This window comes from Gordonia araii NBRC 100433, from assembly GCF_000241265.1.
Classification (GTDB): domain Bacteria; phylum Actinomycetota; class Actinomycetes; order Mycobacteriales; family Mycobacteriaceae; genus Gordonia; species Gordonia araii.
Map to the genome: position 1 here is coordinate 1 of NZ_BAEE01000075.1, position 8066 is coordinate 8066.

Here is an 8066-nt window from a genome sequence, read left to right on the forward strand (position 1 = left end):
GAATACCGCCTGATCAAAGAAGACGGCAAGTGGAAGATGTGCACAACCGGATCGACCAACGACGAGTGACGAAGCGTCAAAATTGACTTGGCCGAGGTCGGCTAGCGCTGCACGCCGGGGCGCGACGGCTGACCGGGTTGCTGCTGCTGACGAGGCTGAGCCGGCCGGTCGGGTTGTCCCGACTGGCCGGGCTGTCGAGCTTTCGGCGCCTTGGGGGTCGCCGGGGCCGGTTTGGGCCCGCCGAGTTCCGGAGGCAGGCAGACGATGAAGCAGTCCTGCTGCTTCGGCTTGGGCTTCTTGGTCTGCTCCGGCGCGTCGCCTTGCTGGTCGCGGCCGTCCGGGGAGTTTTCGTCGTTCCGGTCACCGCGCTCGCCGCGTCGGCGGTCGCGATCCCCGGGCTTGCGGTCCTCGTCCTTCTCGACCGGCGTCGCGTGCATATCGGGGATGCCCTGCGTCGGCATGACACCGGTGGAGTAGGCGGCCGCCCAGGCCAACACGTTCGTCACGTAGGCCATGGACCTGTTGTAGCGGAAGACGGCGGCGACCCGGTTGGGCTCGGCCATGATGTCGGTGACTCCGGCGCACAGGTAGCGGCCGGCAGAGTACGTGGCGTCGAAGATGTTGTGCGGGTCGGACTTGCCGTCGCCGTTGGCGTCGGAACCCCACGAAGCCCAGGTGCTGGGAATGAACTGCATCGGACCCATCGCCCGCGCCCCGTTGCCCTGCGAATCGAGGATGACTTCGTTGCCGGGCAGCGAACCGTCGAGCGCCGGGCCGAGGATCGGCCGACGAGTGTTGCCGTACTCGTCGACGTTGCCGTTGCCGGCGTGCCCGGATTCGATGCGTCCGATCCCGGCGAGCAGAAACCACGGCAGCTTGCAGTTCGGCGTTTCCGCTCCGACGCGGGTCGCGGCCATCTTGTAGGCGGTCAGCACGACGCCCGGAATCCCGAGCGGACCGTTCGGGATGCCCGCGGCGAGCCGGAACTGGGGTGAGATCATCGGGTCACCGGTCGGCTTCGGAGGCGCCATCGCGGCGGCGGCGTGGTACTCGGCGGGGGAGATCCCGACGACCTGCGTCACGCTGGCGGGCTCTTCGGCGTTGGCCGTTGCCGTCGAAGTACCTCCGCCGAGGGCGCTAGAGGTCGCCGAGCCGAGCACCATCGCGCCGAGAACCGTGGTCCCGAACGCAGCGGTCAGCGCGCGATGGCCCGCTCGCGGGCGCGTCGGCCCGTGTGCGCGGCGCCAAAACGCAATGCCACTCATCGAAAATCACCCCGTTGTGACTGGATCCACCCCGACAACCGATGTGTCCTATACCACTGCACAGCATAACGACCTGGGATTGGCGGGGCGCAACGAACCCGCGAATCTAGGATTCCTTCGCCGTCCCCGGCTCCGGGCCGTCGACGTCGGGAGAGGGGTTGGAGCCGGTGCGGAGCCGTTCGGTCAGTTCGTCGAGGAGGTCGTCGAGTTCCTTGCGCAGGTAGTCGCGAGTGACCGTATCGCCGACGGCGAGCCGGACCGACGCCAGCTCACGGGCGAGGAACTCGGTGTCGGCCTTGGTCTCGGCAGCCCGGATGCGGTCCTCCTCCAACGCCACCCGGTCGCGGTTCTCCTGGCGGTTCTGCGCCAGCAGGATCAAAGGCGCCGCGTAGGCGGCCTGCGTGGAGAAGGCCAGATTGAGCAGGATGAACGGGTACGGGTCCCAGTGGTGGATGAAGCTGAGCAGGTTCAGCGCGATCCACACCAGGACGACGACGGTCTGAATGGCGAGGTAGCGGCCGGTGCCCAGGAAACGGGCGAGGCGCTCGCTGTAGACGCCGACGACGTCGGAGTCCAGCGTGAAGATCGGTGGGCGGCGGCGATCCGACGGTTGGTCGAGTCGGCGCCCGCGTCCCCTGCTGCTCACCGGCCGCCTCCCGTCGCCAGGTCGAGTTCGGTTTCGGCTTCCGGTTCGGTCTCGCGCCAGTCGTCGGGCAGGATCTCGTCGAGCAGGTCGTCGACGCTCACCGCACCCAGCAGGTGGCCGTCCTCGTCGACGACGGGCCCGCAGACCAGGTTGTAGCTGGCGAAGTAGCGCGTGACGGTCTCCACCGAGTCCTCCGGGCGCAGATGGCCGAGGTCGGTGTCGAGGAGATCGCCGACCAACGTGGCCGGTGGATTGCGCAGCAGCACCTGCAGATGGACACAGCCGAGGTACTTGCCGGTCGGCGTCTGGGTCGGCGGCCGCACCACGAACAGGATGCTCGCCGCGGCGGGCGTGATCTCGGGGTCGCGCGCGCGGGCGAGCGCTTCGGAGACGGTGGTCGCCGCGGTGACGATCAGCGGTTCGGGGGTCATCATGCCGCCGGCGGTATCGGGGGAGTGGGTGAGCAGACGGCGCACCGGTTCGGATTCCTCGGGCGCCATCAGCGACAGCAGCCGTTCGGCCTCGCCGGGCGGCAGCTCGCCGACGAGATCGGCCACGTCGTCGGGTTCCATGGCCCCGAGCACGTTGCGGGTGCGCGAGGTTCCCATCACGGCGATCAGTGAGCGGGCGTCGTCGCTGGGCATCTCCTGCAGGATGTCGGCCAATCGTTCGGCGTCGAGTGCGGCGGCGATCTCCTCGCGCCGTTTGGCGGGCAGTTCGCGCAGCACGTTCGCCGCGTCCGCCGGGCGCATCCCCTCCAGTTGCAGGAGTACCGCGGCAACGCCCTGCCCGGGCAGGTTCAACGCGGTCTGGGTCAACCCCTGGACATGGGCCCAGTCCACGACGTGAATCCCGCCGCGGCGGGCCAGCCGGAGCCGGTTGGCCCGTACGGCGACGCGGGTGACCAGCCAGTCGCGGGTCCGCCCGCGCTCGATGCCGAGATCCATGACGCTGAGGTCCTCGCCGTGCAGTTCTTCCAGGTCCGGGTCGGTGATCCGGACCTGGGTGTCGAGGACCTGCCCGACTGCCAGCGCCTCGCCCGGGCGCAGGTGCAGGCGCCGCAGGCTCACCGTCCCGGTGGTCAGCGTGATCTTGTGCGGGTCGATCGAGGTCACTCGCAGAATCGGCACGAAGATCCGTTTCCGCGTGGTTAGCTCGACGGCGAGACCGAGGACGCGCGGAGGAAGGCCGGACAGCCGGATGGAAATCACGACGTCACGGACACGTCCGATCGACTCGCCGTCGGGGCCAAGAACGGCCAGTCCCACTAGTCTGGCTACGAAGACCTTGCTCACCGACATGTCACAAGCCTAAACGCCGGGCGATCGAAGAAAGGCCAAGCCATGCAGCCGCAACAACCGGGCCGGCCGGCCACCCCCGGGTTGCCGACGCCGCCCTCGGGATGGCCGATCGGTTCCTACCCGACCTATGCGCAGGCGCAGAAGGCCGTCGACCACCTTTCGGACCAGAACTTCCCCGTTCAGAACGTGACGATCGTCGGTGTCGACCTGATGCAGGTGGAACGTGTCACCGGGCGGCTGACGTGGGGCCGCGTGATCCTCCAGGGCATCGCGGGCGGCGCGATGCTGGGCTTGTTCATCGGTCTGCTCGCCTCGTTCGTGGTGTCGCCGGCCCAGGTGGTCCTGCTGATGGGCGTCGCCGGCGGCATCATCTTCGGTGTCGTCTCGTCGGCGATCCCTTACGCGATGATGCGCGGGCAGCGCGACTTCGCCTCGACGATGCAGCTGGTCGCCGGACGCTACGACGTGCTGTGCGATCCGACCACCGCCGAGCAGGGGCGGGATATGCTGGCGCGGCTGTCCATTTGACGCCTGTCCGCCGTCATCTCGTCCCGCCGTCGAACTTCAGGAGGATCTGAAGGTGAAGCGCTGCGCCATCGTAGCGACCGTGCTCGCCGTGACGGCCCCGTTCGCCGTCGCCTGCGGCAGCTCGGTCGCCCCCGACGTCATCACCGCCTACGTCGCGGGCAACGATGCTGCGGCGATCGAAGCGGTGGCCGCCGGGTGCACCGACGGGTATCGGATCTCGGTTGTCCGGTTGCCGAAGGACTCCGACGGGCAGCGTCTTCAGCTGGCTCGCCGTCTCGCCGGTGAGGATTCCTCGGTCGACCTGTTCACCATGGATGTGACCTGGACAGCCGAGTTCGCCGACGCGGGATGGGCTCGGGCGGTGCCCGACGACGTCGCCGGGCCGCTGCGGGACACCGCGCTGGGCGGACCGCTGCGCACCGCGACGTGGCGCACCGCCGACGATCCCGAACCGCGGCTGTACGCCGTTCCGACGTGGGCCAACACGCAACTGCTCTGGTATCGGCCCGATCTGCTGCGCCGCTACGTCAAGCGCAGGACCCCGCCGCGCACGTGGGACCAGATGCTCGCCGACAACGAGACCGTCCGGACGGCGGTGCTGAAGGAGAATGCGGAGCTGCCTCCCGCCCAGCGCCGGCCCGTGCCCAGCTACATCATGGTCCAGGGCGCACAGTACGAAGGCCTGGTCGTCTGGTTCAATTCGGTGCTGACCAGCGCGGGGGGGTCGGTACTCGACCCGGCCGACCCGAGCCGCGTCACGCTGAACGACACCCCCGAGCATCGCGCCGCGACGGTGCGCGCCCTGCGAGTCCTCAAGGCGGTGGCGACCGCGCCGGGCGCCGATCCGTCGCTGTCGAACAACACCGAGGACCCGGCCCGGCTCGGAATGGAGCGCGGTCAGGCGACGTTCGCGCTGAACTGGCCCTACGTCTACTCGTCGATGCGGTCGAACGCGGCAACCGGCACCGACCAGAACCAGCAGGTGCCGTTCTTCCCGGAGATGCGGCAGTTCGCCGGCCTGTTCGCCGAGGAAGCGCCAGCACCGACCGCGGCGCAACTGGCGGAGGCCAACAAGGTGCTCGCCACGCGCTTCGCCTACGCGCCGTATCCCGGTGTCGCCGCACCGTTGCCCGCACGGTCCACGCTGGGAGGGATGAACCTGGCGGTGTCGACGCGGTCGACGAAGACGGAGCTCGCGTGGCGGGCCGTGCGCTGCCTCACCGGCGTCGACGCGCAGCGGCAGTACGCGTTGAAGGCGTCGCAGGCGCCCACGGCCAAGGCGCTCTACGACGAGCCGGAGTTCCGATCGGCGTTCCCGATGGGCAACCTGATCCGGCTGCAGCTCGGGGACGCGCGCGCGGCTCCGCGGCCGTCGACGCCCATGTACGCGACCTTGTCGACGATGCTGGCGGCCAAGCTGCACCCGGTCGGTGCGTGGGATCCGGAGAACCTGGTCGACGAGCTGGCCGAAGCGGCGCGCAAGGCGCTGGCCGGGGAAGGGCTGGTGCCGTGAGCGCGGGAACCGGCGACCGCCGGCTGGCCTATCTGCTCATCACCCCGGCGGCACTGCTGATGGCGCTGGTCACGGCGTATCCGATCGGCTACGCGGTGTGGCTTTCGCTGAACAAGGTCTCGCTGGCCCAGCCCGGGCGATCGGAGTTCGTCGGGCTGGGCAACTACACCACCGTCCTCACCGACGGTTACTGGTGGAGCGCCCTGGGTGTGACCCTGCTGATCACCGTGGTGTCGGTGGCCATCGAACTCGTGCTGGGCATGGCGATCGCGATGGTCATGCACCGCACCATCGTCGGGCGCGGCACGGTGCGCACCATGGTGCTCCTGCCGTACGGAGTCGTGACCGTCGTCGCTGCCATGTCCTGGTACTACGCGTGGACGCCGGGGACCGGGTACCTGGCCAACCTGCTGCCGGAAGGGTCGGCGCCGCTGACCGAGCAACTCCCGGCGCTGGCGATCATCGTGCTCGCCGAAGTGTGGAAGACGACGCCTTTCATGGCGTTGCTGCTGTTGGCGGGGCTGGCGCTGGTGCCCGACGACCTGCTGCGCGCGGCGCACGTCGACGGCGCCGGCGCGTGGACTCGATTGTGGCGCATCACGATCCCGCTGATGAAGCCGGCGATTCTGGTGGCGTTGCTGTTCCGCACCCTGGACGCGTTTCGCATCTTCGACAACATCTACGTACTCACCAAGGGGGCCAGCGGCACCGGTTCGGTCTCGATCCTTGGCTATGACAATCTGTTCAAAGCGTTCAACCTGGGCACGGGTTCGGCGATCAGCGTGCTGGTGTTCCTCTGCGTCGCCGTGATCGCGGCCCTGTTCATCAAAGGGTTCGGCGCCTCGGCGCCCGGCGCCGACGACGAGGGCAGGAGGTGAGGACCGTGGTCAAGAAGAAGCTCGGATGGTCGGTCATCAACCTGCTGGTGGTGCTGTACGCGCTGATCCCGCTGCTGTGGATTCTGAGCCTGTCCTTCAAATCCAATCCGACCGACGGGCGACTCATCCCGACCGACCCCACCTTGGCGAACTATCGCGACGCGTTCGCGTTCCGCGGATTCACCAGCGCCTTGATCAACTCGATCGGCATCGGGCTGATCACCACCGTGATCGCCGTGGTCATCGGGACGATGGCCGCCTATGCGATCGCCCGGCTGGACTTCCGCGGTAAGAAGCTCCTCGTCGGAGCGACCCTGCTGATCGCGATGTTCCCGCAGATTTCGCTGGTAACTCCGCTGTTCAACATCGAGCGACGCCTCGGCCTGTTCGATACCTGGCCGGGACTGATCCTGCCGTACATCACGTTCGCCCTGCCCCTGGCGGTCTACACACTCTCGGCCTTCTTCCGCGAGATCCCGTGGGACCTGGAGAAGGCGGCCAAGCTCGACGGCGCCACCAGTGCGCAGGCGTTTCGCCGGGTCATCGTTCCGCTCGCCGCGCCGGGCGTCGTGACCGCGGCGATCCTCGTGTTCATCTTCTCGTGGAACGAGCTACTGCTGGCCCTCTCGCTGACGTCGAGTGAGCGGGCGATCACCGCGCCGGTGGCGATCACCAGCTTCAGCGGTGTCTCGGAGTTCACCGAACCGACCGGGCAGATCGCCGCCGCCGCCGTGGTGATCACCATTCCGATCATCGTCTTCGTCCTCATCTTCCAACGTCGAATCGTCGCCGGGCTGACCTCCGGCGCGGTGAAGGGGTAACCCGAACATGGCCGAAATCGTCGCCGACGGCATCACCAAGCGCTACCCGGACGGGTCGGTCGCCGTCGCCGAGTTGGATCTGACCATCGCCGACGGCGAGTTCGTCATCCTGGTCGGGCCGTCGGGCTGCGGGAAATCGACGACGCTCAACATGATCGCCGGGCTGGAAGACATCACCGACGGCGAATTGCGCATCGACGGTCAGCGCGTGAACGAAACGCCGCCGCGCGCCCGCGACATCGCGATGGTCTTCCAGAACTATGCGCTGTATCCGCACATGACCGTGCGGCAGAACATCGCGTTCCCGCTCACGCTTGCGCGCCCCAAGCCGGGTAAGGCGGAGATCGCGGCCAAGGTGGCCGAGGTCTCGTCGATCCTCGGCCTCGACGACTATCTGGACCGCAAGCCCGCCCAGCTCTCCGGCGGCCAGCGCCAGCGCGTCGCGATGGGCCGGGCGATCGTGCGTTCGCCCAAGGCCTTCCTCATGGACGAGCCGCTGTCGAATCTCGACGCGAAGCTGCGCGGTGCCATGCGCGTGGAGATCGCGCGTCTGCAGGCGCGCCTGCAGACCACGACGGTTTACGTGACCCACGACCAGACCGAGGCGATGACCCTTGGCGACCGGGTAGTGGTGATGCGCGACGGATTCGTCCAGCAGATCGGCACCCCCGACGAGCTGTACCGGCATCCGGCGAATCTCTTCGTCGCCGGATTCATCGGGTCGCCGAGCATGAATCTGCTGCCCGGCCGGCTCGGCCCCGACGGCGTGACCACCGACCTCGGACCGGTGCAACTCCCCGACGCCGCGCGTGTGGAGGCGAACGCGCGCCGGGAGAACTCCGATGGATCGGTGGTCCTCGGTATCCGGCCGGAGCACTTCCACGACGCCGCACTGGCGGGGGAGGCGCTTGGCACCCGACGACCCGATCGGCCCGGCGGCGTGTGGCAGGAGATCATCGCCGACGTCGACGTGCTCGAGTCCCTGGGGTCGGACAACTATGCGCATCTGCAGGTGCGTGACGGCGAGATCATCGCGCGGCTGTCCCCGGAGTCGCGGATCCGCCGTGGCACGCGGGCCGTGCTGACCTTCGATTCGGCCGACGTCATCGTCTTC

8 protein-coding genes are annotated in these 8066 nt (G+C 68.3%); 5 read left to right on the forward strand and 3 right to left on the reverse strand.

Annotated features, from left to right (window positions below; all coding sequences use genetic code 11):
- Positions 1–101: 101 nt before the first annotated feature.
- From GOARA_RS16485 to GOARA_RS16495, 3 genes are all read right to left on the reverse strand, one after another.
- A complete protein-coding gene (locus tag GOARA_RS16485; protein WP_007323559.1) occupies positions 102–1265 on the reverse strand; it encodes a lytic transglycosylase domain-containing protein in 1164 nt (387 codons plus the stop codon).
- 106 nt (positions 1266–1371) lie between these two features.
- Complete coding sequence (locus GOARA_RS16490; RefSeq protein ID WP_007323560.1) at positions 1372–1911, reverse strand: DUF1003 domain-containing protein; 540 nt, start codon at positions 1909–1911, stop codon at positions 1372–1374.
- Positions 1908–3212 (reverse strand): magnesium transporter MgtE N-terminal domain-containing protein, encoded by a 1305-nt coding sequence (locus GOARA_RS16495; protein WP_007323561.1) that lies wholly within the window; start codon positions 3210–3212, stop codon positions 1908–1910. Before GOARA_RS16495 ends, GOARA_RS16490 begins: the two co-directional genes overlap by 4 nt.
- 42 nt (positions 3213–3254) lie before the next feature.
- Here GOARA_RS16495 and GOARA_RS16500 point away from each other — a divergent pair, with 42 nt between their 5' ends.
- The 5 genes from GOARA_RS16500 to GOARA_RS16520 all read left to right on the forward strand — a co-directional run.
- Positions 3255–3740 (forward strand): YflT domain-containing protein, encoded by a 486-nt coding sequence (locus tag GOARA_RS16500; RefSeq protein ID WP_007323562.1) that lies wholly within the window; start codon positions 3255–3257, stop codon positions 3738–3740.
- A 52-nt stretch (positions 3741–3792) separates the two neighbouring features.
- Entirely contained in the window at positions 3793–5253 is a 1461-nt protein-coding gene (locus GOARA_RS16505; RefSeq protein ID WP_007323563.1) for an extracellular solute-binding protein, read from the forward strand.
- Positions 5175–6131, forward strand: a complete 957-nt coding sequence (locus tag GOARA_RS16510) for a carbohydrate ABC transporter permease (protein ID WP_280985250.1) — start codon at positions 5175–5177, stop codon at positions 6129–6131. Before GOARA_RS16505 ends, GOARA_RS16510 begins: the two co-directional genes overlap by 79 nt.
- On the forward strand, positions 6128–6952 hold the full coding sequence (locus tag GOARA_RS16515; protein ID WP_040523833.1) for a carbohydrate ABC transporter permease: 825 nt from the start codon (positions 6128–6130) through the stop codon (positions 6950–6952). The genes GOARA_RS16510 and GOARA_RS16515 overlap by 4 nt, the downstream gene beginning before the upstream one ends.
- A 7-nt stretch (positions 6953–6959) precedes the next feature.
- Positions 6960–8066: ABC transporter ATP-binding protein (locus tag GOARA_RS16520; protein WP_007323566.1), on the forward strand; the 1107-nt coding region annotated here is incomplete at its 3' end.